Annotated in this window: 23 protein-coding genes, 1 other RNA gene and 1 pseudogene; 5 read left to right on the top strand and 20 right to left on the bottom strand. The window is 45.1% G+C overall.

Features of this window, described 5'->3' with window-relative positions:
- The 7 genes from ACMXYS_RS03625 to ACMXYS_RS03595 all read right to left on the bottom strand — a co-directional run bounded on the left by ACMXYS_RS03625 (position 1) and on the right by ACMXYS_RS03595 (position 8,468).
- Positions 1-1,371, bottom strand: a complete 1,371-nt coding sequence (locus ACMXYS_RS03625) for a UDP-N-acetylmuramoyl-tripeptide--D-alanyl-D-alanine ligase (protein WP_415883640.1) — start codon at positions 1,369-1,371, stop codon at positions 1-3.
- Entirely contained in the window at positions 1,368-2,834 is a 1,467-nt protein-coding gene (locus ACMXYS_RS03620) for a UDP-N-acetylmuramoyl-L-alanyl-D-glutamate--2,6-diaminopimelate ligase (protein ID WP_415897608.1), read from the bottom strand. Before ACMXYS_RS03620 ends, ACMXYS_RS03625 begins: the two co-directional genes overlap by 4 nt.
- Positions 2,835-2,845: 11 nt before the next feature.
- On the bottom strand, positions 2,846-4,549 hold the full coding sequence (locus ACMXYS_RS03615; RefSeq protein ID WP_415883638.1) for a peptidoglycan D,D-transpeptidase FtsI family protein: 1,704 nt from the start codon (positions 4,547-4,549) through the stop codon (positions 2,846-2,848).
- Positions 4,539-4,892, bottom strand: a complete 354-nt coding sequence (gene ftsL, locus ACMXYS_RS03610) for a cell division protein FtsL (RefSeq protein ID WP_415883637.1) — start codon at positions 4,890-4,892, stop codon at positions 4,539-4,541. Before ftsL ends, ACMXYS_RS03615 begins: the two co-directional genes overlap by 11 nt.
- 14 nt (positions 4,893-4,906) lie before the next feature.
- The gene (rsmH, locus tag ACMXYS_RS03605) at positions 4,907-5,845 is read right to left on the bottom strand and encodes a 16S rRNA (cytosine(1402)-N(4))-methyltransferase RsmH (protein WP_415897607.1); all 939 of its coding nucleotides are present in this window, start codon (positions 5,843-5,845) and stop codon (positions 4,907-4,909) included.
- Between the two features lie 18 nt (positions 5,846-5,863).
- Positions 5,864-6,319, bottom strand: a complete 456-nt coding sequence (gene mraZ, locus ACMXYS_RS03600; protein WP_415883635.1) for a division/cell wall cluster transcriptional repressor MraZ — start codon at positions 6,317-6,319, stop codon at positions 5,864-5,866.
- 916 nt (positions 6,320-7,235) lie between these two features.
- A complete protein-coding gene (locus ACMXYS_RS03595) occupies positions 7,236-8,468 on the bottom strand; it encodes a fibrinogen-like YCDxxxxGGGW domain-containing protein (RefSeq protein WP_415897606.1) in 1,233 nt (410 codons plus the stop codon).
- A gap of 604 nt (positions 8,469-9,072) precedes the next feature.
- Here ACMXYS_RS03595 and ACMXYS_RS03590 point away from each other — a divergent pair.
- Positions 9,073-10,101 (top strand): annotated as a pseudogene (locus tag ACMXYS_RS03590) (IS3 family transposase).
- 87 nt (positions 10,102-10,188) lie between these two features.
- Here ACMXYS_RS03590 and rnpB read toward each other — a convergent pair.
- Positions 10,189-10,540, bottom strand: an RNA gene (gene rnpB, locus ACMXYS_RS03585) — RNase P RNA component class A.
- A gap of 31 nt (positions 10,541-10,571) precedes the next feature.
- A complete protein-coding gene (gene rsmI, locus ACMXYS_RS03580) occupies positions 10,572-11,405 on the bottom strand; it encodes a 16S rRNA (cytidine(1402)-2'-O)-methyltransferase (protein WP_415897605.1) in 834 nt (277 codons plus the stop codon).
- A gap of 36 nt (positions 11,406-11,441) precedes the next feature.
- Between rsmI and ACMXYS_RS03575 the strand changes: the two genes are divergently transcribed.
- Genes ACMXYS_RS03575 through ACMXYS_RS03560 form a run of 4 tightly spaced genes read left to right on the top strand, consistent with a single transcriptional unit; the run spans position 11,442 to position 14,829 of the window.
- Positions 11,442-13,262, top strand: coding sequence for a penicillin-binding protein activator (locus tag ACMXYS_RS03575; protein WP_415897604.1), 1,821 nt, complete (start codon positions 11,442-11,444; stop codon positions 13,260-13,262).
- 9 nt (positions 13,263-13,271) lie between these two features.
- Positions 13,272-13,631 (top strand): YraN family protein, encoded by a 360-nt coding sequence (locus tag ACMXYS_RS03570; RefSeq protein WP_415897603.1) that lies wholly within the window; start codon positions 13,272-13,274, stop codon positions 13,629-13,631.
- Between the two features lie 20 nt (positions 13,632-13,651).
- Complete coding sequence (locus tag ACMXYS_RS03565; protein ID WP_415883626.1) at positions 13,652-14,242, top strand: SIS domain-containing protein; 591 nt, start codon at positions 13,652-13,654, stop codon at positions 14,240-14,242.
- A 2-nt stretch (positions 14,243-14,244) separates the two neighbouring features.
- Positions 14,245-14,829 carry a BON domain-containing protein gene (locus tag ACMXYS_RS03560; protein ID WP_415897602.1) on the top strand — a complete coding sequence of 195 codons (585 nt, stop codon included), beginning with the start codon at positions 14,245-14,247 and terminating at the stop codon, positions 14,827-14,829.
- Positions 14,830-14,900: 71 nt separating this feature from the next.
- Here the strand turns inward: ACMXYS_RS03560 and ACMXYS_RS03555 are convergent, their stop codons facing one another.
- The 11 genes from ACMXYS_RS03555 to ACMXYS_RS03505 form a co-directional block, all read right to left on the bottom strand.
- Positions 14,901-15,335, bottom strand: a complete 435-nt coding sequence (locus ACMXYS_RS03555; protein WP_415897601.1) for a ClpXP protease specificity-enhancing factor — start codon at positions 15,333-15,335, stop codon at positions 14,901-14,903.
- Between the two features lie 83 nt (positions 15,336-15,418).
- Positions 15,419-16,057 (bottom strand): glutathione S-transferase N-terminal domain-containing protein, encoded by a 639-nt coding sequence (locus ACMXYS_RS03550; RefSeq protein WP_415890413.1) that lies wholly within the window; start codon positions 16,055-16,057, stop codon positions 15,419-15,421.
- A gap of 85 nt (positions 16,058-16,142) precedes the next feature.
- Positions 16,143-16,919, bottom strand: a complete 777-nt coding sequence (locus tag ACMXYS_RS03545; RefSeq protein ID WP_415893564.1) for a cytochrome c1 — start codon at positions 16,917-16,919, stop codon at positions 16,143-16,145.
- Positions 16,919-18,166 (bottom strand): cytochrome b, encoded by a 1,248-nt coding sequence (locus tag ACMXYS_RS03540; protein WP_415890411.1) that lies wholly within the window; start codon positions 18,164-18,166, stop codon positions 16,919-16,921. Before ACMXYS_RS03540 ends, ACMXYS_RS03545 begins: the two co-directional genes overlap by 1 nt.
- Positions 18,166-18,768 carry a ubiquinol-cytochrome c reductase iron-sulfur subunit gene (gene petA, locus ACMXYS_RS03535; RefSeq protein WP_415883620.1) on the bottom strand — a complete coding sequence of 201 codons (603 nt, stop codon included), beginning with the start codon at positions 18,766-18,768 and terminating at the stop codon, positions 18,166-18,168. The genes ACMXYS_RS03540 and petA overlap by 1 nt, the downstream gene beginning before the upstream one ends.
- A 269-nt stretch (positions 18,769-19,037) precedes the next feature.
- A complete protein-coding gene (gene rpsI, locus ACMXYS_RS03530) occupies positions 19,038-19,430 on the bottom strand; it encodes a 30S ribosomal protein S9 (protein WP_286239726.1) in 393 nt (130 codons plus the stop codon).
- A 14-nt stretch (positions 19,431-19,444) separates the two neighbouring features.
- Positions 19,445-19,873 (bottom strand): 50S ribosomal protein L13, encoded by a 429-nt coding sequence (gene rplM, locus ACMXYS_RS03525; protein WP_415883619.1) that lies wholly within the window; start codon positions 19,871-19,873, stop codon positions 19,445-19,447.
- A 290-nt stretch (positions 19,874-20,163) separates the two neighbouring features.
- Complete coding sequence (gene zapE / locus ACMXYS_RS03520) at positions 20,164-21,276, bottom strand: cell division protein ZapE (protein WP_415897600.1); 1,113 nt, start codon at positions 21,274-21,276, stop codon at positions 20,164-20,166.
- 297 nt (positions 21,277-21,573) lie between these two features.
- Positions 21,574-22,290, bottom strand: coding sequence for an LrgB family protein (locus ACMXYS_RS03515; protein ID WP_415897599.1), 717 nt, complete (start codon positions 22,288-22,290; stop codon positions 21,574-21,576).
- A complete protein-coding gene (locus ACMXYS_RS03510) occupies positions 22,277-22,651 on the bottom strand; it encodes a CidA/LrgA family protein (protein ID WP_415897598.1) in 375 nt (124 codons plus the stop codon). Before ACMXYS_RS03510 ends, ACMXYS_RS03515 begins: the two co-directional genes overlap by 14 nt.
- Before the next feature lie 2 nt (positions 22,652-22,653).
- The gene (locus tag ACMXYS_RS03505; RefSeq protein WP_415897597.1) at positions 22,654-23,229 is read right to left on the bottom strand and encodes a TMEM165/GDT1 family protein; all 576 of its coding nucleotides are present in this window, start codon (positions 23,227-23,229) and stop codon (positions 22,654-22,656) included.
- Positions 23,230-23,261: the final 32 nt, after the last annotated feature.

The raw sequence follows: 23,261 nt of genomic DNA, 5'->3' as shown, positions 1-23,261 counted from the left end.
CTATTCCCCTTCAGTCAGGTTCTTCACGACCTGATCCATCGCTGCACTTCTCGAGCCTTTAATCAGAATATTGGTATTCTGATCAGCCAGCTCTTTCAATGCAGTTGTTAATTCTTCACGTGTTTCAAAATGCATTCCCTGCCCATCTGCTGCAGCGTTATACGCTGAAACAGAGTGCCGGGACAGCACGCCAGTTGCATAGAAACAACTAACCCCCTTCTGCGCTGCCCGACAACCTACCTGTGCATGCTGATCAGCGGCATCTGCCCCTAACTCAGCCATATCTCCTAAAACCAATACTGATTTACCCGGCAAACTAACCAGCAGATCCACTGCCGCATTTACCGAACCAGGATTGGCGTTATAACTATCATCAATCACTTGAGCCCCAGAGGCTGTCGTCAAGCAACGCATACGTCCAGATACTGCAGTGAAGGATTCTAAACCACTGCAAATTTCCGCTAACGGCATTCCTTTAGCGCTTACAGCAGCTGCCGCAGCTAGGGCATTCGCAACGTTATGCTGCCCCATCACCTGCAGCTGAACCGTTTGAGATTCAGAGCCTCTGTGCAAAACAAAAGAAAAACAGCCATTGCTAGATGGTTTCAAATCCGACGCATAGACGGCAGCTTTCTCGGAGCTAAAAGAGAAGTTTCTCTGAGGCTTTCCTTGGTTTTGATTTAACCAATACTCTGTATGCGGATCATCTAGGTTGATAACAGCCGTGCCTTGAGTTTCATCTAACTGCGAAAAGATCTCAGATTTGGCTTCGACTACACCTTGTAAAGAGCCAAACCCTTCCAGATGAGCACCCATCGCGTTATTCAAAATCGCAACATCAGGTAGAGAGATCGCAGTCGTATAAGCAATCTCACCACCAGCACTGGCACCCTGTTCAATCACAGCAATTTGATGCTGATCACTTAATTCAAAAAGCGTTAGCGGTACACCGATGTCGTTATTCAGATTACCTTTGGTAGCCAATACCTGATTATTCTGAGACAGAATCGCAAATAGCATCTCTTTAACTGTCGTTTTACCGCTACTACCTGTCACTGCGTAAACAGTGCCATCAAAGCGCTGGCGATTCGCTTGCGCAATGTTCCCCAAAGCAATACGCGTATCTTCAACTTGCCACAATGGCGCTTGTACTTCGGGCATAGATCGAGAAACAACCGCAGCGACCGCGCCTTTTTCAAGCGCCTGCTCTATAAACTGATGACCATCAAAATTAGGGCCTACCAATGCTACAAATAGATCGCCCTGCTTAATCGTACGCGTGTCTGTACTGACACCTGTAAATTCAGCATCAGCCGTTATCAGCCCGCCAAAAGCTTGCTGTAACTGCTGCAAAAACCACTGACCAATCATACCGCCACCCCTAAAACTGACTTACTCACATCAACATCACTAAACGGGTAACGTGTACCAGCAATCTCTTGATAATTTTCGTGACCTTTACCTGCGATCAACACGACATCTTCTGGCGAAGCAGCATTGATCGCCATTCTGATCGCTTCTGCACGATCCGCTTCAACATCCGCCTGATGATCATGAATACCACTTTCGATCATCTCAATAATGCTATCTGGCTGTTCTGTTCTTGGGTTATCGCTAGTCACGACCAACCGATCAGCAAATCGGTCTGCAATATTGCCCATGAGCTCTCGTTTACCTGTATCTCGGTCTCCACCACAACCAAATACACACCACAAACGCCCTGACGTATGAGCTCTAACAGCTTGAATGGCTTTCTCTAGAGCATCTGGCGTATGTGCATAATCAATAATTACCAACGGTTTATCTGCAGTGACCAATGCCTGCATTCGTCCCGGCACTGCATCTAACTTGGAAAGCCCGTGCATGACCTGCTCTCGGCTAAATCCCTGTTCGGATAGCAAAGCTGCTACGAGAAGCAGATTGTCCAGATTAAATTCGCCGATAATTTTACTAGCGAAAGCAAAGTTGCCTTGCGCCGTTTTCAGCTCCGCTTCGATACCGTGTAAAGCTAAACGATATGCTGCGATCAGATAATCGCCTTGTGCACGCCCAACCGCTACTTTTTTACCTTTAACTTCGTCATCAGCTAACAGCGTTTGACCAAAAGCATCATCACTGTTGATGACAGAAGCTTTTAGATCAAAGCGTTTAAACAATCTTGCTTTAGCCGCACCGTAAGAAGCCATAGAACCGTGGTAATCCAGATGGTCACGGCTTAAGTTGGTGAATGCGGCATAATCAAATTCCACCCCTGCAACTCGGCCCTGCTGTAAAGCATGGCTAGAGACTTCCATCACAACGCTTTCAGCGCCTGCTGCACGTAATTCAGCGAACAAACGCTGCAAGCCTACAGCATCTGGCGTTGTATGAGTTGCCTGCTCTAGCTGGCCTGGAAAACCATTTCCAATAGTGCCAACAATCGCGGTTTTCGTGCCTATCGCATTCATCGCCTGTGCGACAAAATGCGCACAAGAGGTCTTACCGTTAGTACCCGTAATGCCAATCACATTCAGATGGCGGCTTGGGTGGCCATAAAAATTTGCGGCTACTGGACCAATCTGACTGACTAAATCAGGCACAGCAATCACTGGGATACCAAGCGAAGGGCAATCATCCACTTCGCGACTATCCAACAAAACCGCTACTGCGCCACTTTTTTCAGCCGCTTCAACGAAATCAACACCACGATGCTGAATACCAGATCGAGCAATAAACAAAGTACCGGGCGTAACCGTACGGCTATCTTGCGAAATAGCAGATACGACAAAGCCAGCGTAAGTTTCATCAACCCACTCCGGCGCAATCTCTTTCAATGTTCTACTGATTTCCAACATAGTCACCTCATTCAACGCTGAGCAACCTGCTTATTTACTTCCGGCCAATTATCCGGTGGGATATTCATCAAACGTAAAGCTCCACCTACCGCTCTTGAAAAAACCGGAGCTGCTACCTCACCACCGTAATATTCCTGGCCTTTAGGGTTATCAATCATCACTACTGTTACTAAGCGCGGATCACTTACCGGCGCCAAACCTGCAAATGTAGATATATACTGATCGTCGATATATCCACCACGGCCAACTTTATGCACAGTGCCTGTTTTTCCAGCTACTCGATATCCCTGCACAGCAGCTCTACGACCCGTGCCTTTAACGCTAATCACAGTTTCCATCATTTCACGGACATCAACCGCCACATCCGCAGGCATAACTCGAACAGGTTTACCTGCTTCGTTTTGGCGAATCAGACTAACAGGGCTCACGACACCATCATTAGCCAACGCCAAATATGATTGAGCTAGCTGTAATGGCGTAACTGATAAGCCATAGCCATAAGAAAGCGTCGCACGCTCAACTTGCTGTCTCGAATTCAGATAAGGCAGATAACCTGTACTTTCACCCGGAAAGCCGATTCCTGTTGCCTGCCCTAAGCCTAAATTGTGATACAGATTACGTACCGAACCTTCAGGTAAGCTTAACGACAGCTTGGTTACACCCACATTGCTGGATTTCGTAATAATGGTGGAGATATCTATCTCACCGTAATTACGATGATCTCGAATCGTTTTACCTTTAACCCGCATATAACCAGGTGCAGTATTTACAATCGTTTCCGGCTCGTATTCACCGCTCATTAACGCCGCAGCGACCGTCATAGGCTTAACTGTCGAGCCCGGCTCAAATGTATCGGTTAACGCTCTATTTCTTAAAGCCGTCGAAATTCTCTGTTTTGGATCATTCGGGTTGTAGGATGGCTGATTAACCATCGCCAACACTTCGCCCGTGGATGCATCTAGCATCACAATCGACCCGCCATCAGCTTTATGCGCTTCTACTGACGCTTTTAATTCTCTATACGCTAGATATTGCAGCCTTAAATCGATGCTTAGCTGAATATCGTTACCATGCAAAGCAGGCTTAACTTCCCGAATATGTTTGATCGTTCTACCCAAACGATCTTTCATAACCAGCTGCTTACCAGCGTCAGCCTTTAACCAATCCTCATAAGCCAGTTCCAGACCTTCTTGGCCTTTACCATCCAAATTGGTAAAACCAACCAGATGCGTTGTTACCTCAGCTGCTGGATAGTAACGCTTATATTCACGATCAACATGCACACCCGGTATACGCAAAGCTCTAATTTTTTCAGCTAGCTCAGGTGTAACTTGACGCTGTAAATACAAAAATCTACGACTGCGATTTTCAGATAACTTAGCCAGTAGTTTCTTTTTGTTCGTTTTCAGCAGCACAGCTAGTTTTGACAAACCATCGTGCTGCATATCTGTCATTTTCGGATCAGCCCAAATAGTCGCGACCGGTGCACTCACCGCTAAGGGTTCACCATGCCTATCCGTGATAATCCCACGATGGGCAGGTACCTGAACCGTTCTCAATGAGCGAGCATCACCTTGGGTTTGCAGAAACGACTGCTCTTCAACGTAAAGCGAAAGCATGCGAGCCGTAATCCCACCTGCAACGAGCAATAGAAGAACCAGCACCAACCAAAGGCGCCATCCTCTACCAACTGCTGCTTCAGCGTTATCGCTCATGCTTCACGATCTCTATTTGCTCAACGTCTGGCACTTTCATGCCCAACACGCTCGTTGCTTGTTGTTCAACTCGGTTATTGGCAGCCCATGCACTTTGCTCAAGCAATAGCTGTCCCCACTCAACTTGAAGCTCATCCCTTTGCTGTATCAATTCCTGATGCTGGTTAAATAACTGTCGATATTCAAAGGCACTCATTACTACGCCCAAGCACGACACCAAAAGCACCACAACCAACACAAACACCAATAAAAATGGGCTCAGCAACTCTTCAGCACTATAAAAATTGTCTCGACCAGATGAATTCCCCTTCTCATCCTCCTGATCACCAACCCAATTTTTCAAGAACTTTCCAAGCATCAAGCGACCTTTTCAGCCACTCGCATCACTGCACTTCGAGCCCGTACGTTCTCTTCGGTTTCTGAGGCACTCGCTTTCACAGCCTTACCTACATTCTTCAACCGAATTTTCAACATATCGTTTGTAACCGGAATACCACGTGGAATATGCTCATCGCCTTTAACATGCTGACGAATAAAGCGCTTCACAATCCGATCTTCTAGTGAGTGGAAGCTAATAACTACAAGACGCCCACCCACTTTCAACATTTCTAAAGCCTGATCCAAACAGCTTTCCAGATCTTCCAATTCACGATTAATGTGGATACGAATACCTTGGAAAGCACGTGTTGCAGGGTTCTTACCTTTTTCCCAAGCAGGATTGGCTTCAGCTATGATTTTTGAAAGCTGCGCTGTCGTGGTAATTGGCTCTTCTTCACGCTTAGCCACAATCGCTTTCGCCATACGACGGGAGAAACGCTCCTCGCCATAGGTATAAATCACATCAGCAATCTCTTTCTCTTCGGCGCGAGCGATCCAATCAGCCGCGCTTTCACCGGAAGAGGTGTCCATTCGCATATCGAGCGGACCATCATTTAGAAAGCTAAACCCTCGGGAAGCATCATCTAACTGTGGTGAAGACACACCCAAATCCAGCAAAATTCCATCAACCTGTCCTTGCAAACCACGCTCAGTTACAAATTCTTGCAATTGTGCAAAACTGCCGTGCGCTATAGAGAAACGATCTTCATCTGCAAAACGTTCGTGTGCATGCGCAATGGCGGTTGGATCCTTATCGATTCCCATCAACTGACCATCTTCTGCCAATTGATCCAATACCAATGCAGAATGACCGCCACGACCAAAGGTCCCGTCGACATAGAAACCAGACGTGTCCTGCACTAAAGCTTCTACAGCTTCATTTAACAGCACTGTGATATGTTTAAATTCCTGGCTCATTCGTCGTTACTCGATCCGCTATAGCGATAAATTTTGTAATTCTTCAGGCATTGCCATGCCACCTTCTACCTCTTGAAGATACTCTTCACGGGTAGCCAACCATCTGGATTCACTCCAGATTTCAAACTTCTGCCCTTGCCCAAGCAACACAATTTTTTTATCGAGCTCGGCATACTCTCGAAGTGGAGCAGGCAAAAGCAATCGCCCATTCCCATCCATATCAAGATCTGTTGCATGACCAATCAATAGGCGCTGAATTCGACGCGCTGCAGGATTAAAGCTGGGCAGGCTTTCAATTTTTTCCTGAATCACTTCCCATTCTTCCAGTGGATAAAGCAGTAAACAGCGCTCTTCAGTATCAATCGTAGCCACGAGCTGACCATCGCAACACGTCGCGATTTTCTCGCGATAACGTGCCGGAATCGCCATGCGCCCCTTGGCATCCAGATTGATTTGATTAACGCCTCTAAACATTTTCGGCTCTCAAAACCCACTTAAATTACAGAAAAACCCACTTTTACCCACTTTATCCCACTAGAGCACACTATAGAAAGTAACCCCAACTAAAGCAAGGCTGAAAGCGCCGTAAATGACGGTTATCAGAGATCAAACATTAGAGAAATGCATACAGAGAGAAGCTCTCAAAAACTAAGCATTGAGAGACTGCATATAAAACAATGAATTAGGTGAATCAGACCTTTACAGGAAAAGCAGTGAACACCGCTCTTCCTGAAAAGAAAGAATAATGAGGAGTTTGCCGATAAGCCGGGTTCTGTCGTGGACAATCATTCATCTGGGATGCATATCACTATGCACCTCAAGCAACCTACCGTCTGCCCTCTCTACTGACTTTCATGAAGCTTACGGAAGCATCAATCAATCATTGTGAGGAGCATTCTGCACCAGTCTATGTACCAGTTCAAGCCCCAGAAAAACACCTCAATTATGGATACCGAGGGCTTCAATAACAATCTGTTGACGCAAATAGTTTTTTTACTAGATCTTAGTTACAGCCCCTTCCTACTGCTTACCGTTTGACATAAAGGGGACCGCCTTATTCACGCTTTGACATTCACATGGTCATTCAAGCCAAAAAACATGATCTTTATAACGACGAAAGAGCTAAGCACAGCTTAAACTCCCACCAACATAGTAACCCCTGTAGCGACAATTAAACCTACACCCCTTTATATATCTAACAAGGAAATGACCCCTAAGAAGGAGACTGTTGTATATACTTTTCTCTTTGATGCATCAAAAAGAAACGATTGAGGAGCAAAATTTAAATAACAACTAAGCTAGCTAGCCATCATCAAACCTTGTAACCCACCTATTAAAAAGGCATCTAAGAAGATGCCTTTGGATGAAGCGCCGAACCTTCTAACAGAGCTTATAAAGTTAAGCTGAAGAATCCAGGTACACAGTTACCATTATATCCTGTTGAGTAATCTGCAGCCTTTGGGTCATTCCAATGAACCACTTCACCATTTACATAAATATACTCATCCTTTCCTGAATGAGACGTTCCATGCTCACCAGTATATCGCTGTGTCAATCCTTGGAAACCAAGGGTAGGTGAATTTTTATGGCCAATTTCAGCTCCTATCTGATCCAAAATATACCTTGCAGTATCGTCGCCACCATCACAACGATAATGATAAAGGTAACCACCGTTATTAAATTCAGGTGCACGGCATGTTAGTCCATTCGAATCATGTGTAAGCGAAGAACAGTTTATAAAGTTCCCATTAGCTAACAAAATTTGGTTAGACGCAAAATCAAGGTTAGTCCAACCACCTCCATCAGTTTCCATATCACAATAAACATTCACCGCACCAACATCATCGGAGGCATCAGCATCAATCTGATAATAACCATTAGATGCTGAAGGGTTTGCTTCTAGAATTTGCTGACAACTACCCTTTACGTTCAAACTTTCAACATTTGCCAATCTTGAATCCAGACCTGCTACTGTAATTCGAAGTAAGTCTACGGCAGCAGATAGGGTATCCTGTGATTCTTGCAAAGCTTGTTGGCGCGAAGCCAGATCTTGGAGCTGACTGTTTATTGAAGTAAGTTGAGCGTTTACGGATAGTAACTCTAGTATATTGAGACTGATATCAGCTGTATTTGTATCAACCTGTAATGTCAGAGCCGCAAGCTTCGAGTTTAGATCGTCTGCTAATGCCTGCCTCAAATTATTTAGGTTTGCAATTTCAATCTCTATACTATTGAGTGTTGCTGTTATATTTGCAATATCAAGCAAATGATCCTCAACAATCTGACTTAGCTCTGAAAAGAGAATATCAATTTGCGCATCAGCATCATTAATCCTTCCCATAGCAACAGAAATATCATTGCTGTTGGCAGCGATTAACTCTTCTAGCGTACCGATCTGGATATCAGTTTGATCGAGCCGATTATTTATATCACTTACTGAGACAGTTAAAGTTCCGATAGCTTCTGAATTCGCCTCAATCAAAGCCGTGTTAGCATCTATTTTTTCTTGAAGAGCTTGGAAGGGTTTCCCATTAGGATTCGAACCATTACCAGCCGCACTAACAGAATTAGCAAACAAAGCAGTTGCCAAGGAAATTGCACACGCAAGATATTTTTTATCCATTTCTAAATTCTCCCTATTGAACCTCCACCGAGGTTCAATGATCAGACATTTACTTATGAAAAAACCTCTTCATTGCATCAAAGATGCAATAAAAGAAAGATTATTTTTGCCCAGAAAGCGAGGCACAGGGAGAATCCCCGATCTTTAGACATACAGCTCAACTGTCATGGCTCGACCTCAAGCCAACGACAATTCAGTTATGAAGGGAATAACTGACTCATCCTTAAAAAGACTTACAACCTATTTTGAAAATCATTCCATTACGAGACGATAAACTAAACAAAAAAACATTGATCAACTATTGAACTGTAGTGCAATACAATTTGTTGTAAAGCAATTCAACTAACAGCCGCGAAAGCTACTCAGCACCGCTTCCCCTGACTCCTGTTATTTATCTAGCAGACCACCAAAGGCAGCCTACGAATTACGCACAGCCTCACTATCACCAAACACTTCGACCTCACTAAACAGAATTCCTATACCTTCACTACCAATGCTGCCTAGTCCACTAGCACTACACTCATCTCTTATTCCCTTTGTAGCGGCTCAGTGAAGCCGGACACTGATTTAGGTGGTAATGCTGCCACCTTATAAGAGGTGTTCAATGGCAAGAAAACGTCGATCGTTTTCAATTGAGTTTAAGAAAGAGGCTGCAAGCCGAGTGCTAGATCAAGGCTATTCATTGGCCAAAGCTAGCCATTCTCTGAATGCAGGTAGCAACACGCAGGCACGATGGGTAAAACAGCTCAAACAAGAAAAATCGATATTAAAAAAGACTACAACTCTCTTGATGGCAGAAGATCTCGGTCATACGCGCTGATCGATCAATTAAGTGAGCAGCAACCTGTTGAGCTACTCTGCTCAGCCTTTGGTATCAACCGTTCATGTTTCCATAACTACCGGTATAAACGGGCCCGCATCAACACCGAGCGTCTTCACCTGAGAGCCAAAGTCGGCGAGATATTTGCGCGTAGTCGAGGCTCTGCAGGTAGCCGCGCGATCATAGGAATGATGCGTGAAGCGGGTTTAGTGTCCAAACAACCCGGTTCGCATAACTACAAACATGCAACGGTAGAGAGACCTGATACCCCTAACTCCCTGGATCGTCAGTTCGACGTAACTCAACCCAATCAGGTCTGGTGATATCACTCACATCTGAGCTCAGGGGCGATGGCACTGCCTCGCTGTCGCGCTTGATCTCTATTCTCGCCGAGTCGCTGAGTGGGCAATATCGAGTAAAGCTAATTCTGAATTAGCGGTGAAAGCATTAGAAATGGCGTATGAGCAGCGAGGAAAGCTACAAAGGGTAATGTTTCACTTGGATCAAGGAAGCCTGTACGCCAGCCGTAAGTTTCGCCAGAGACTGTGGCAATACTGCATGCAGCAGAGTATGAGTCGTCGAGGTAATTGTTGGGATAACGCCCCAATGGACCGTTTGTTCAGAAGCTTTAAAATGGAGTGGATACCAGCTATGGGATATACCTCTGGCACTGAAGCGAGAAGAGACATTAGTGAATACCTGATGAATTATTACAACCATCAACGATCTCATCAGCACAGCAACGGATTAGCTCCTTCACGAGCAGAGGAAAAGCAAAGCGGAAATAGTAAGCTCGACCTCGAAGGGCGATGAAGGGATAGCGGTTCTGTACCAGCTTACGCACCATCTTTAATACCTCAACAAGTCATCCGTAACCTGTTGAAATATATCAAGAAATAGCCGAGGAGTTTGCCGATAAGCCGGGTTCTGTCGTGGACAATCATTCATCTGGGATGCATATCACTATGCACCTCAAGCAACCTACCCGGTTCCAGCGCGGGTCACGCCTATAGGAACCCTATTTGGTCTTGCTCCGAGTGGGGTTTACCATGCCGTGGAGTGTTACCACCCACGCGGTGCGCTCTTACCGCACCATTTCAACCTTACCGGCATCCGAGGATGCTTAGGCGGTATATTTTCTGCTGCACTTTCCGTCGACTCGCGCCGCCCAGACGTTATCTGGCACTCTACCCTTTGGAGCCCGGACTTTCCTCCACCTTCTAAAGAAGACAGCGACTGCCTGGCAAACTCCTCGGCACGAATTCTAACAAAAGCTAAATCAGTTAGCGATCTAAAGCCGCCTGATAAAGCACTTTTTTCTTCAAACCGGTAATTTTCGCAGCTAAAGAAGCCGCCTGACTCGCCGGTAGCTCTGCAAGAAGAATATCCAACACCTCTAAAGCCTTAGCATCCAGTTCAGCTGCGCCTTTATTTTCTATACCGTGAACCAAAACAACAAACTCACCGCGCTGCTGATTAGAATCATCCTCCATCCACTCTATGACAGCATCCAACTTATCCACATGGATCGTTTCATATGTTTTAGTCAACTCACGAGCAATCCCCACAACACGCCCACCACCAAAAACTAACTGCATATCTTTCAGAGAAGCCAGAATACGATGCGGGGATTCATAAAAAATCAGCGTTCGCGTTTCATCGACCAACCCCTTAAGCTGCTGTTTACGTCCACTCGACTTATGCGGCAGAAAACCCTCAAAGATAAATCGATCTGTAGGCAAACCTGCAACTGACAGAGCCGCTATAAAAGCCACACAACCAGGAACAGGCACGACCTTAAAACCCTGTTCTCTAACCCCCTGGACTACAACATATCCAGGGTCAGAAATTAGCGGCGTTCCAGCATCAGAAATGAGCGCAACACTGGCACCAGATTGCAACTGGTGTACAATCGTCTCAATTCGCTGGCGTTCGTTATGCTCATGGACGGAAACAAGGCGGGTATTGATACCGAAATGCGCCATCAGACGGGCACTATGACGTGTGTCCTCAGCAGCTATCAACTCAACTTGCTGCAAGACCTCAATAGCGCGAGGTGTCATATCCTGCAGATTTCCTATTGGCGTTGCTACAACGTACAGTGCGGGTTCTAACATTACAGATACCATCTTAAAACGTGGGTTGCGAAGTATATGAAATTTCAGTGGCGCCTGTCTCTTTCAGCAATTTTAATCAGCACAATTATTTCTGGCTGTTCAGTTAGTACGACATCCACGAAACCAACGCTGACTGCAGCTGAGCAAGACCAACAACAAGTAGAAAGCCTGCTTAAAAAAGCAAATTCTGCAAAACCGATTAAATCTGCTCAATATCGAGCAGACGCTGCGAAGATTTTACTTAGCCTAGGCCGCAAGCAGGAAGCTGCTGCCGTACTTAGCCAAATAGATGTTGCCCTCCTAGCCCCATCCCTTCGCTTTGATATCGCCAAACTTCAAGCTGAAGCTTCTCTTGAACAAAACCAACCTGAACAAGCTTTGCAACAACTCAACAGGCTAAATAGCTCATCTGAGCTTAAACTCCTGACTGAGCAAGAGATTCAAATTCTCAAGCTGCGCGCCCATGCCTTCCAGCTACAACAGCGACATTTTAGCGAAGCCAAAGAACTGATCCGACTAAGCCAACTGCTCGATACGGACGAAGCAAAGCAAATCCTGCACGATCAGATCTGGAATAGTTTACTAAAAATTGAAGCAACCCAGCTTTCCGAACTCATTCGCAGTGGCACTAATAGCTATCATGAGCAAGGCTGGTTGGAGCTAGCTTACGAACTAAGCCTGAATACACAGCTAGACACACAAAACCAAGCGCTTAATAACTGGGCCGTATTATGGGAATCTCACCCAGCCCAAAAGCTACCACCTCAATCTCTTGGCGGACTAGGTGCACAGACATTCTCAGCTCAAAAAATAGCAGTACTATTGCCGCTTGAAGGCAAATTAGCCAAACCTGCCAACGCCATCAAAGAAGGCATTATGATGGCTCACCTACGCAGCCAACAACCAGGCAAAACCTCTCCAGAACTTCTATTTCTGGACTCTGAAAAGATAAACACCCCGATTCAGCTGGCTTCAATCGTTAATGAGCAACAAGTCGATATGATCATCGGGCCTTTAGCTAAAGACTATGTTACAACCTTGGCTGCCGATCAGCACTTTCAAGTACCTGTACTCGCCCTAAACTACACCGATTCACCCGCTCGTGAAGGCATGTATCAATTTGGCCTTTCGGCAGAAGATGAAGCCACTCAAATTGCAGAGCGCGCATGGAAAGACGGCATCCGCCGTGCCGCAGTATTAACACCAAACAGTGGCTGGGGCGAAAAAATCAGCAAGGCTTTTGAAGAACACTACACAAGCTTAGGCGGCATGGTTGTTCATTCAAGTAACTTTGGGGATATCAGCGAATTTTCCGAGCATGTGAGTCAATTTTTATCCACAGATAAAAGTAAACAGCGCTACAAGAACCTAAGAAAAGTAGTTTATACCCACAAAATTGAATTTGAGGAGCACCGCCGCCATGATATGGAAGCCATCATCCTCACCGCACTCCCCAATGATGCAAGACAGCTAAACACCATGCTCGCTTTTAACTTTGCAGGCGATCTACCGATCTACGCAACTTCGCACGTTTTCAGTGGCAGCAACAACCCGATCCAAGACCAGGACCTAAATAACGTAACTTTCCTTGGCACCCCTTGGAACCTAAAACCACCATCCCAAGACAAAGTACTTATTTCACAGCAACGCAATGACACAAACAGTCGTTTTGGTCGCTTATACGCTCTAGGTCTTGATGCTTATCGCATCCATCCCTATCTAAAACAATTAAGTGCGGTTCCTGGCACCCAGATCAACGGCGAAACAGGGCAACTTAGTATTAACAACAACGGCCTTGTTTTTAGAACGCTAACTTGGGCCAAATATAAAGACGGCATCCCACAAATTATTGAGTAAACAGCATTCATGGACAGAAACAAGACCGGCAAGGACGCCGAAAAACACGCCGAAAGATTCCTCTCAAAAAACAAACTCACCTTAGTCGAACGCAATTATCATTGTCGCTTTGGCGAGATCGATCTAATCATGTTAGATCGACGCACACTTGTTTTTATCGAAGTCCGTTACCGCAATTCAAAAAAGTATGGCGGTGCAGCAGCTTCAGTTACTACCACCAAACAACGAAAGATCATTAAAGCAGCACAACATTATTTGAGCCATAAAAAGCAATTTTCTAACAATAATTGCCGATTTGATGTCATTGCTTACGAATATGATGCAGCACCAACGGAGCCTCTGTGGTATAAAGATGCCTTCAGAACTTAAGGTAAACGATTAAGGACAGCATGGAACTCGAAGACCGAATTGTCAGCCAGTTTCACAACTCAATGGAAGTTAACGCGATCACCATTGAGCAGTACACTCCACTTATTGCCCATGCTGGCGAACTTTTACTTCATTGCCTTGTCAGTGAGAACAAGATTCTCTGCTGTGCTAATGGAGCCTCCTCATCTTTAGGACAACACTTCACCGCACTATTGATGAATAGATTCAGGCATGAGCGCCCAGGTCTACCCGCAATCAATATTAATTCAGATGGCGCTACCTTAAGCGCGATCTGTGAAGATAGCGGCTTTATGGACGCGCAAGCCAAACAGATCCATGCTTTAGGCCAACCTGGGGACATTTTATTACTGATAACACCTCATGGTCGCTCCAGCAGCCTTGTACAAGCAATACAAGCCGCCCATGATCGTGAAATGACTGTTATCGTCCTGAACGGTTCTGATGGTGGCGATATCACAGCGCTTCTCAGCCCAGAAGAGATCGAGATATGCGTACCTAGCGACGATAGTTCGCTAGTTCACCATGCGCAGTTACTAGTTTTGCACTCTTTATGCGATTTAATTGACTACCAACTTTTTGGAAGCGAATAAACATGATCAACAAAAAGACATTTAGTTTAATTGCAGGGATTAGCTTATCGCTATTAGTTACAGGCTGTTCCGATATCCTAAGTGCCGGAAGAGAAGGTCCTATTCAGGAAGACCCAGGCAATCGAACCGTTGGTTCATACATAGACGATGAAGTGATTGAAACACTATCCATGGTTAACCTTGCCAAGGGTTCAGAACAGATGCAGGCGACTAATATCAGTGTAACAAGCTATAACGGCGTTGTTCTGTTAACTGGCCAAGCACCTGCAGAAAGCGCAAGACAGGAAGCTGAACAGATCGTCAGCCAAGTACGTAAAGTACGCAAGATTCATAACGAAGTAAAAATCTCTGGCGTTTCATCCACTATCGCTCGCACTAACGACACGTGGCTAACCACAAAAGTTAAAGCAGAGCTATTAACAAACGAAGCAGTTGATGGATCTCGCATCAAGGTAGTAACTGATAGCAGCACGATTTACCTTATGGGCCTTGTAAGCCCTCAAGAAGCTGAGAATGCTATCAATATCGTAAGAAATATCGCTGGCGTAGAGAAAATTGTAAAAGTGTTTGAATACGTTAATCGATAAGAGCCACGGTGCGTACTAACCCTTAGTACGCACCTTTAATTCTATAGGTTCAACCCTTCCACTTCCCTCAACTACTTTACAACTTTTAATGACGGCCTTTTTGACTTTGCTGGCTTTTCAGCTTCCTTAGGCTCATCCGCATCCATATCTTCTACGTTATCCAGTATTGCCAACTCCTGCGTATAGCAGTCAACACCTGGCTCACCACCAAAGCCCATACCCTGCCCATTTTCACGTGCATAGATGGCTAAGATAGCCGCCATCGGTACATATATATCCATTGGCTGGCCTGAAAAACGCGCATTAAAAGACAGCGCTCGATCATCGAGATAAAAATCCCGAACCGCTGATGGATTAATATTTAAAACAATCTGGCCATCATCAATAAACTGCGTAGGAACAGTAACATCATCCTGCGTAGCATCTACCAAAAGATGAGGTGTTAAATCACAATCCAATAACCAGTCATACAGTGCTTTAACAAGATAAGGGCGACTCGGCTTCATTTCTTTATCCAAACATTTAACAAATTTACGACATAAAAAAAGGGATGAAACATCATCCCTTTTTTAACTTTACTACGAAACAATTAATCGCGCATTTCACGCTCTGCTTCTGACAAGCTCATTTGGAAAGATTCACGCTCAAATAGGCGTTCCATATACTTAACCAAAGGCTTGCACTGATCTTCTGGAAGATCGATACCCAACAACGGCAAACGCCACAATAGTGGGGCTAGGCAGCAATCAACCAAAGTAAACTCTTCACTCATAAAGAAAGGCTTATCAGCAAAGATCGGTGAAATCGTAATCAAGCTATCACGCAGCTCTTTACGAACCTCTTCTGCTGTATCTTCATCATCAGCCATCGCAGCTTCAATGATTTTATCCGCAAGATCACACCAGTCACGCTGAATGCGATACATGTATAGTCGGCTTTCAGCACGGGCCACTGGATAAACAGGCAATAGTGGCGGATGAGGGAAGCGCTCATCAAGATATTCCATCATCACATTTGGCTCATAAAGAACCAAATCGCGATCCAACAAAGTTGGCAGGCTATTGTACGGATTCATTGAAGTTAGATCTTCAGGAAGATTACCTTCATCACAATCATGAATCTCTACAGCAACACCCTTTTCTGCCAGGACGATACGAACTCGATGGCTATACTGGTCCTCGCCATTAGAGTAGAAGGACATGGAAGAACGTTTTGCCACAACACCCATTAAGAATACCCCTTATTAGAAACAGATACGCGGCCCCTTAAAAAAGAGGCCGCGTTTTAAAGCTCACGATTATATCGTAAAGCTATTAGTGTACATCTCTCCAGAATTCTTTCTTCAGCGCATACGCAAGGAAGAAGAATAGGAACAAGAAGATCAACACGTAAGTACCGATACGCTGAGAATCCAACTTAGATGGCTCACCCATGTAAACCATGAAGTTAACTAGATCATATACTAGCGCATCAAACTCTTCTGGAGATAGCTCACCAGTGCCCTTCTTAACAGAAGTACAGCTAGTTAGCGGCTTGTTAGTTAGAGGATCAATACCCTCACCACGCAAACCGTGAGCGTTCATTTCTTCCCAAGAACAGCTTGCAACAACTTCACCCTGTAGCGGGCCAAGTACGTTTGGCATACCAACGTCTTTAAACACTGCGTTGTTCACGCCCCATGGACGAGACTCATCAGCGTAGAAACTACGTAGGTAAGTGTACAACCAATCTGGACCACGTAGACGCGCTTCTAGCGTTAAATCTGGTGGAGGGTTACCGAACCACTTACCAGCATCGCCTTTATCCATAGAGATAGTCATCTGCTCACCCACTTTGTGATCACCAAAGATCAAGTGTTCAGCAACAAGCTCTGGGTTCATGCCTAAATCTAGCGCAGCACGCTCATAACGTTGGAACTCAGCAGAGTGACAGCCCAAGCAGTAGTTTACAAACGTTTGCATACCACGCTGCAAAGATGCTTGGTTATGCAGATCAACGTCCATCTCATCTAGGTGGCCTTTAGCACCACCTGCAGCACTTGCAGCCATAGGCAGTGCCGCCATTACTAATGCAATAAGAAACTTTTTCATTAGCCTGTAACCCTTTCTGGAACTGGTTTAGTACTTTCCATTTTGGTGTAGATCGGCATCAGGAAGAAGTACGCGAAGTACAGACCTGTACAAATCTGAGCCGCTAACGTACGACCTGGAGTAGATGCAACAACACCTAAGTAGCCCAGAATTACGAAGCACACACAGAAGATCACTAACCACAGTTTGCTCATCCAGCCTTTGTAGCGGATAGATTTAACTGGGCTGCGATCCAACCAAGGAAGCACAAACAAGATAGCAATCGCTGCACCCATCACAACAACACCAGGGAACTGAGAACCTAGGATTGGCGGGATAGCACGTAGCATCGCGTAGAATGGCGTGAAGTACCATACAGGCGCGATATGCTCAGGCGTTTTCAGCGGGTTAGCTGGCTCAAAGTTTGGCGCCTCAATGAAGTAACCACCACCTTCAGGGAAGAAGAAGACTACCGCACAGAAAACAAATAGGAATACAACCACGCCCACAATGTCTTTAACAGAGTAGTAAGGGTGGAATGGGATACCGTCAACAGGTACGCCGTTCTCATCTTTGTTATCTTTAATTTCGATACCGTCTGGGTTGTTAGAACCCACTTCGTGTAGCGCGATAATATGCAGAACAACCAATGCCAATAGAACGATTGGTAGAGCAATTACGTGCAGAGAGAAGAAACGGTTTAGAGTAATACCAGAGATCAGGTAGTCACCACGAATCCATTCAGCTAGTTCTGGACCAACGTATGGTACAGCAGCGAATAGAGATACGATTACCTGTGCACCCCAGTAAGACATTTGACCCCATGGCAATAGGTAGCCCATGAAAGCTTCAGCCATAAGCGCTAGGTAGATTGTCATACCGAATAGCCATACAAGCTCACGAGGCTTACGGTAAGAACCGTACATCATGCCACGAAGCATGTGCAGGTAAACAACTACGAAGAATGCAGATGCACCGGTAGAGTGCATATAGCGCAGCAACCAACCGTATTCAACATCACGCATGATGTATTCGATAGAAGCAAACGCACCTTCAGCAGAAGGATTGTAAGACATAGTTAGCCAGATACCCGTTAGGATCTGGTTAACAAGCACTAGAAGCGCCAATGAACCAAAGAAGTACCAGAAGTTAAAGTTCTTTGGAGCGTAGTATTTAGATAGGTGATCTTCCCACATAGCTGTAGCTGGGAAACGATCATCAATCCAACCCATGATACCTGGGTTACCTTTGTTACGAGAACCAGCCATTATGCAGTCTCCTGATCAATACCTACGATGATCACATTTTCGCTCTCATAGTGATGAGGCGGGATCACAAGGTTACTTGGAGCCGGGGAACCGTTCATTACTCGACCAGAAAGATCAAAACGAGAACCATGACATGGGCAGTAATAACCGCCAACCCAATCTTCACCCTGACCAGATGTAACACCTACTTCAGGAAGATAAGTTGGAGAACAACCTAGGTGAGTACAAATACCAACCAAAACAGCGATATCTTCACGTAGAGAACGCGCAGGGGTTTTTGGAATGTAATCAGGCTGCTGTGCAGGGTTATCCGATTTTGGATCCTGCAAGTTGCTATCTAGCTTAGCCAGATTAGCCAATGCTTCTTCGCCACGACGAACGATCCACACAGGCTTACCACGCCAGCTAGCAATTACCTGCTGACCAGGTTCCAGTTTACTTACATCCACCTTGACAGGTGCGCCGGCAGTTCTTGCCTTCGCACTCGGCGTCCAGGAAGCTACGAATGGGACAGCTGCTCCTACAGCACCAACCGCACCAACTGCGGATGTAGCACCGATTAGGAGACGGCGCCGACCCTTATTCACGCCATCATTGCTCATTAAGTTATCTCCCCTCAATCGACCTTATTTTATATCTCTGCAGGTGCAAAAATATTCTGGCCGCTAAGAATTTTATAGCTACGGAAATCTGTATCTTAAAAATGGCCCAAATAGTAAAGAAATTACCCCTTTCTTACAAGGTGAATTACTTATTTTTCGCCGTACTTTAGGCCAATGTATTGATATAACGCAGTGCAAAAAAAACGCCCACCCCGATAAAGGGGCAGGCGCTTTTTCTGAATCCAAAATCTTTCGAAAAAGATATCGAATTAACGCTTGGAGAACTGTGGCTTCTTACGTGCTTTACGTAGACCAACTTTCTTACGTTCAACCATACGAGCGTCACGAGTAACGTAACCTGCTTCACGTAGAGCTGGACGAAGCGTTTCATCAAATTCCATTAGTGCACGAGTGATACCGTGACGGATAGCGCCAGCTTGACCGAAGCCGCCGCCGCCTTTAACAGTAACAACAACGTCGAACGCTTCAAGATTGTTAGTAAGCTCTAGAGGCTGACGAACGATCATACGCGCAGTTTCACGACCGAAGTATTCTTCGATAGTGCGGTTGTTGATAGTGATAGCACCTGTACCTGGACGCAGGAAAACACGTGCTGTAGAAGTTTTACGACGACCTGTACCGTAATACTGTGTAGTAGACATGATTATCCTTCCCCTTAAACGTTAAGTTCTTTAGGCTGCTGAGCCTGATGCGGATGCTCTGCACCAGCGTAAACTTTCAGCTTCGCATACATAGCGCGACCTAGTGGACCTTTTGGCAGCATGCCTTTAACAGCAAGCTCGATAGTGCGCTCAGGGAAAGTTTCTACCATCTTCTCGAAAGAAGCTTCTTTCAAGCCACCTGGGAAACCAGTGTGGTGGTAGTAAGTTTTATCTTTACGCTTGTTACCAGTAACGCCTACTTTTTCAGCGTTAACAACTACAATGTAGTCACCAGTATCAACGTGTGGAGTGTATTCTGGCTTATGCTTACCACGTAGACGACGTGCAATTTCAGTAGCCAGACGACCCAGAGTTTTACCTTCTGCGTCAACAACGTACCAGTCGCGTTTTACTTCGGCTGGCTTAGCGACGAATGTTTTCATCTGTATAGCCTTTCAACTTTACTCAGATCTCGTTGATTTTATTAATAAAATCGCCCGATCTGACTTATAATTATTTGTTGCTCCAAATTGATTAGAGCAACTCTCTTCTGCCCAAAATTTAAGCAAGCCTAAACTTGGGAGCGCGCATTATATATATGCGCATTCCTTACTGCAAGTAAAAACCAGTTAATAACAGGCCAAAATCAGCAACAACTCAAAACCAGCTTTGCTCCACACCCATATAAAAAATGCGCTATAAAAGCACATCTTTTAAAAACATTATCTACAGCTCAAGCTCTATGCTCTCTAGCCAGATACTCATGCGACTGCATCTCAAGCAAACGACTTTGAGTTCGCTCAATTTCGAATTCCAAACGCCCTTCTGAATAAATTTCATGAATTGGCTTTTCAGCACTGATAATCAACTTAACGCCACTATCATAGAATTCATCGACCATATTGATGAAGCGACGAGCGGCATCATCATTTGAGCGACCCAGCTGCGGCACATTACCCACCATCACAGCATGGAATATCTTGCCCAGCTCAATGTAGTCATTCTGGGAACGAGGACCTTCACAAAGCTCTTTAAAATCAAACCAAACCACGTCTTCACAACAGCGGCGTGTCTGCATATCACGGCCATTAATATCCAGAACCTCGGCTTCAACCACCTCTTCTAGATCTGGCGCAAGACTTTCAAAACTGCGGTTTAAACTCTTATCCGCTTCAGCATCTAACGGATAGTGGTAAAGCTCTGCCTGCTCTAAAGCACGTAAACGATAGTCAACACCACCATCAACGTTCACAACTTCTGTGTAACGATTTAGCATATCAATCGCTGGCAGGAAGCGAGCGCGCTGTAATCCATCTTTGTACAATCCATCAGGCACAATATTGGACGTCGCCACTAGAGTCACACCGTTCTTGAATAATTCTTGCAGCAAGCCGCCCAGAATCATGGCATCAGTGATATCTGTAACAAAGAATTCATCAAAACAGATAATTCGAGCTTCTTGTGCGTACTTTTTGCCAATCTCAACTAGTGGGTTAGCCGTACCATCCAGCTCTTTTAATTCTGCATGTACACGCTGCATAAAACGGTGGAAGTGGGTACGCATCTTCTGTTCGAACGGAAGACTGTCGTAAAAAGTATCCATCAGGTAAGTCTTACCACGACCTACACCACCCCAGAAATACAAACCTTTAACCGGCTCTTTCGGCTCCGGTTTTTTCAGCTTACTCTTCAAACGCCCCATTAAACCGACTTTAGGCTCTTCAGCCTTAACCGCTACAAGATCGTCATATAAACGCTGAAGATGCTCAACAGCCATCTCTTGGGCTGGATCATAAGAGAAATCATCGCGCTTGAGGTCTTGCTTGTATCTTTCTAATGGAGTCATGAGATTTGCCAATTTGATCTACTTTTTAACCTGCGCGAACTTTACCGGCGAAAGGATCATTTAGCAAATGCAACATAAGGAGGGGTGTTACTAGGAAACATTTCAATTCAGTGGATAAAGTACAATACAGCTAGAAAGGTTTTTTTCAGCGCAGATACGACTCCCAGAGATGCTCACTTTTAGGCTGTATCGTAGGATAAGTTTCTAGACTAAATAAATTTCGGTGTAAGATGCACCTCCTCCAATAAAGCTTTCTTTGTAGGAGCGGCATCTTACCGCGATAAGACACTCTTGCAACTACAACCCCAACAAAGGCACCAAAACCGGTAGCATAAACGCAGTAAATGCCCCCGTCATTCCCATAGCCAAGCCACCAAATGCACCTGCAACCATTCCGTATTCAAAAGCAAATGCAGTACCCATCGCATGAGCACCAACACCTAAAACAAAGCCTTTTACAGCCTCATCCTTAATGCCTAGCAGACGATAAACAAACGGTGCGATTAAACACCCCATCGCACCTGTAATAAGAACAAGTCCAGCAGCCAAAGAAGGAAAACCGCCCATTTTTTCTGCTACCGCAATTGCGATAGGGGAAGTAACAGACTTAGGTGCCAAAGTTAATAGCAGCTCATCACTCAACCCAAAAGCAACACCGATGAGAATTGCTGAGCTCGCGGCAACAATAGCCCCAACGACACAACCTACCAGTAAAGGCACAAGCAATCGCTTCACAGTCGCGAGGTTGTCATATAAAGGGACCGCCAATACTACAACCGCGGGACCCAATAACAGGTGAATATACTGCCCACCCTGCATATAGGTCACATAGTCCGTTTCAGTTAGTTTTAGAACAACAATAATCAGTGAGAGTGATACCAATACAGGATGTAAAAACGGCGTTTTTCCTGCTTTTGCATTTATCCAGGACGCACATAAAAAAACTACTAGCGTCACGACAAGCCAAAGTACTGGAAATGTTTGAAAATGAGACCACAACTCAAGCATCATCATCTCCTAAATCCTGCTTAGCACTCGCCTTTTCTTTCGAGAGCACCTTCAACATAAAAGCCACAACAAACATGGTTATCAAAGTACTTACAAATAACGATACCATCAGCTCAAGCCAATAATCGGAAAGCACTCCAAAATAGTTCATCAACCCCACACCTGCTGGCACTAAAAGCAATGGCAGCACTTTCAGCAACCCCTCAGCCGTTACACGCAGCCCTTCTGGCACCTCGCCCCGAATAATCAACCCTACCAGCAACAAAACCATGCCAACCACTGAGCCAGGAATAGGCACACTTGCAGCCGTAACGATGAGTTCCCCAACCAACTGGCATACCAACAAAATAAGAAAACCTTGGATCATATCTACATCACCAATTGTGCTAACTGCCAAAAAGCCACTAAAGCAAAACCAATAAATAACACACCGGCCGTTCGATGAATCCAAATAATGGACAGACGTTTAAGTAAGAATTGCCCCAACCAAACTCCCAGCAACGTCGTAACCAACAACGCAGATGTTCCCGCAAGCCAAACAATCCATGCATTCTCTACAGCAGACATACCCGCTATAGATAACTGCGTTTTATCGCCAAACTCAGCTAGAAATATTAATACAAATACAGACAGAAGCAGGTGCTTACCGATCTTAAGATCACCCTCCTCTTCATCATCCTCAGCACGTAAGGACTGAACACCAAATACCAAAAACAGCGTGCCGACTAGAGCAAATAGTATAGTTTGAGGAAGATAGGCACTTATAGTTGCGCCAAACAAAACGGCCAACAGATTCAAAACTGAAAACGCAGTCACCGCACCTATTAAGACCGGGACAGGCTTATATCTAGCCGATAAGGTCATACAAACCAGCTGACTTTTATCACCAAATTCAGCTAGAAAAATAAGAAGAAACACCTTAAAAAAAGGCTCAATCAGATCCATATTTAACTCTACGATAGAACTAGATTGAGCAT

Source organism: Neptuniibacter sp. QD57_21 (assembly GCF_047778075.1).
In the GTDB taxonomy this organism is placed as follows: domain Bacteria; phylum Pseudomonadota; class Gammaproteobacteria; order Pseudomonadales; family Balneatricaceae; genus Neptuniibacter.
This window is presented reverse-complemented; position numbering and strand designations above follow the sequence as displayed.

What these genes read in the sequence shown, in the direction of transcription:
- ACMXYS_RS03625 (WP_415883640.1), bottom strand. Translation starts at nt 1,371, where the DNA reads ATGATTGGTCAGTGGTTTTTGCAGCAGTTACAGCAAGCTTTTGGCGGG.
- ACMXYS_RS03620 (WP_415897608.1), bottom strand. Translation starts at nt 2,834, where the DNA reads ATGTTGGAAATCAGTAGAACATTGAAAGAGATTGCGCCGGAGTGGGTT.
- ACMXYS_RS03615 (WP_415883638.1), bottom strand. Translation starts at nt 4,549, where the DNA reads ATGAGCGATAACGCTGAAGCAGCAGTTGGTAGAGGATGGCGCCTTTGG.
- rsmH (WP_415897607.1), bottom strand. Translation starts at nt 5,845, where the DNA reads ATGAGCCAGGAATTTAAACATATCACAGTGCTGTTAAATGAAGCTGTA.
- mraZ (WP_415883635.1), bottom strand. Translation starts at nt 6,319, where the DNA reads ATGTTTAGAGGCGTTAATCAAATCAATCTGGATGCCAAGGGGCGCATG.
- ACMXYS_RS03595 (WP_415897606.1), bottom strand. Translation starts at nt 8,468, where the DNA reads ATGGATAAAAAATATCTTGCGTGTGCAATTTCCTTGGCAACTGCTTTG.
- rsmI (WP_415897605.1), bottom strand. Translation starts at nt 11,405, where the DNA reads ATGTTAGAACCCGCACTGTACGTTGTAGCAACGCCAATAGGAAATCTG.
- ACMXYS_RS03575 (WP_415897604.1), top strand. Translation starts at nt 11,442, where the DNA reads ATGAAATTTCAGTGGCGCCTGTCTCTTTCAGCAATTTTAATCAGCACA.
- ACMXYS_RS03570 (WP_415897603.1), top strand. Translation starts at nt 13,272, where the DNA reads ATGGACAGAAACAAGACCGGCAAGGACGCCGAAAAACACGCCGAAAGA.
- ACMXYS_RS03565 (WP_415883626.1), top strand. Translation starts at nt 13,652, where the DNA reads ATGGAACTCGAAGACCGAATTGTCAGCCAGTTTCACAACTCAATGGAA.
- ACMXYS_RS03560 (WP_415897602.1), top strand. Translation starts at nt 14,245, where the DNA reads ATGATCAACAAAAAGACATTTAGTTTAATTGCAGGGATTAGCTTATCG.
- ACMXYS_RS03555 (WP_415897601.1), bottom strand. Translation starts at nt 15,335, where the DNA reads ATGAAGCCGAGTCGCCCTTATCTTGTTAAAGCACTGTATGACTGGTTA.
- ACMXYS_RS03550 (WP_415890413.1), bottom strand. Translation starts at nt 16,057, where the DNA reads ATGGGTGTTGTGGCAAAACGTTCTTCCATGTCCTTCTACTCTAATGGC.
- ACMXYS_RS03545 (WP_415893564.1), bottom strand. Translation starts at nt 16,919, where the DNA reads ATGAAAAAGTTTCTTATTGCATTAGTAATGGCGGCACTGCCTATGGCT.
- ACMXYS_RS03540 (WP_415890411.1), bottom strand. Translation starts at nt 18,166, where the DNA reads ATGGCTGGTTCTCGTAACAAAGGTAACCCAGGTATCATGGGTTGGATT.
- petA (WP_415883620.1), bottom strand. Translation starts at nt 18,768, where the DNA reads ATGAGCAATGATGGCGTGAATAAGGGTCGGCGCCGTCTCCTAATCGGT.
- rpsI (WP_286239726.1), bottom strand. Translation starts at nt 19,430, where the DNA reads ATGTCTACTACACAGTATTACGGTACAGGTCGTCGTAAAACTTCTACA.
- rplM (WP_415883619.1), bottom strand. Translation starts at nt 19,873, where the DNA reads ATGAAAACATTCGTCGCTAAGCCAGCCGAAGTAAAACGCGACTGGTAC.
- zapE (WP_415897600.1), bottom strand. Translation starts at nt 21,276, where the DNA reads ATGACTCCATTAGAAAGATACAAGCAAGACCTCAAGCGCGATGATTTC.
- ACMXYS_RS03515 (WP_415897599.1), bottom strand. Translation starts at nt 22,290, where the DNA reads ATGATGATGCTTGAGTTGTGGTCTCATTTTCAAACATTTCCAGTACTT.
- ACMXYS_RS03510 (WP_415897598.1), bottom strand. Translation starts at nt 22,651, where the DNA reads ATGATCCAAGGTTTTCTTATTTTGTTGGTATGCCAGTTGGTTGGGGAA.
- ACMXYS_RS03505 (WP_415897597.1), bottom strand. Translation starts at nt 23,229, where the DNA reads ATGGATCTGATTGAGCCTTTTTTTAAGGTGTTTCTTCTTATTTTTCTA.